Origin of the sequence: Cognatiyoonia sp. IB215182 (genome assembly GCF_033963905.1) — a bacterium.
Classification (GTDB): Bacteria; Pseudomonadota; Alphaproteobacteria; order Rhodobacterales; family Rhodobacteraceae; genus Yoonia.
The window spans coordinates 1-1,401 of sequence record NZ_JAXBMB010000064.1 but is presented as its reverse complement, the minus strand read 5'-3'; the positions used below and the strand labels follow the sequence as shown (position 1 = coordinate 1,401).

1 protein-coding gene is annotated in these 1,401 nt (G+C 57.5%); it reads left to right on the top strand.

Going from position 1 to position 1,401, the window contains the following annotated elements:
* On the top strand, window positions 1-1,401 hold a 1,401-nt coding region (locus SLH47_RS26265; protein ID WP_320244091.1), incomplete at both ends, for an autotransporter domain-containing protein.

Below are 1,401 nucleotides of genomic sequence, written 5' to 3'. Positions count from 1 at the left end.
TTCCATCGGCACATTGAATGTAGACGGGGATATCACCCTGAGCGCAGGCTCAAGCTACGCGGTTGAGGTCAATAGGAATGGCGAGGCCGATCTTCTGGCCGTTGATGGTGCCGTGACGATTGACCAGGGGGCCATGGTCCATGTTTCGGCTGAACATGGCACAGATACCGGCTTCTACTATGCGCCGTCCACTGCATACACCATCCTGACGGCCGACAGTGGTATCACCGGAACCTTTGGTGGCGTCACCGATAGTTTTGCGTTTCTGGACTCAGCTCTGGATTATAGAACGCCCAACCAGGTCATCCTGGTGTTGGAGCGTAACCTGACGAGCCTTGCGGATGTTGCTGTCACAGAGAACCAGCGAAACGTTGCGATCGCTGTCAGCAGCCTGAACACGAGTAATAGCAATGATGTCGTGAATGCTGTCCTGGGCCTCAGCGAAGATGATGCGCGCAGTGCCTATCACACCCTTTCGGGGGAAATCCACCCGTCGGTGGATGGCTTGTTGATCCAGAACAGCAGTATTGGTCGCCATGCCGTCAACAATCGTATCCGTAGTGCCTTCGATGGCGTCGCCGCAAACGAAGAACAGGCGGTTGCCCTTGACCGGTCTGACGAAACCTCAGAGACCGGGCGCCCCATGGGCTGGTTCGAGGGCTACGGCCACTGGAGCGAAATCAGCGATACCGACAATACGGCTGCCATTGACAGCCAGACGGCGGGCTTTGTTACCGGTGCCGACATAGACACTCTCAGAGGCTGGCGGACCGGTCTGTTTGGTGGCTATGGCACCACCAGCCTGACGATCGATGAGCGGGAATCGTCTGGCGATGTTGGCAGCTTCCTTCTGGGAGCATATGCCGGGTATCAGCTGAATGAATTCGATTTCCGGTTCGGGGCAAGCAATGCCTGGCACAACGTCACCATCAATCGGGATGTGACGATCGGCAGCTTTTCCGATGAGGTGAGTGCGGACTATGCGGCCATAACGCTCGAGGCTTTTGGTGAGGTTGGCTATACACACACAACCCGGTTCGCCCGTCTTGAGCCCTTCAGCGGCCTGGCACTTATCAATCAGCGCACGCAGGATTTCGTCGAAGAAGGCGATGCCGCCGCACTGCGCGCCAACAGCGCGTCGCAGGCTGTCGGCGTCTTCTCACTGGGCAGCCGGTTTGAGCGGCAGCTTCAAAGCTTCGGCAGTGGTGCGACCCTGCTGAACGGTAGCCTCGGTTGGCGTCACGCATTCGGTGATGTGGATCCGGCCAAGACCATGCGCTTTGACGACGACGCTGTATTTGCCATAGAGGGTGCGCCTGTAGAACAGGACACGTTTCTGGTTGATGTCGGTCTGCGGCACGAGATCGATGGGGTGTTTTTTGATGCGGGTTATCATAGCGC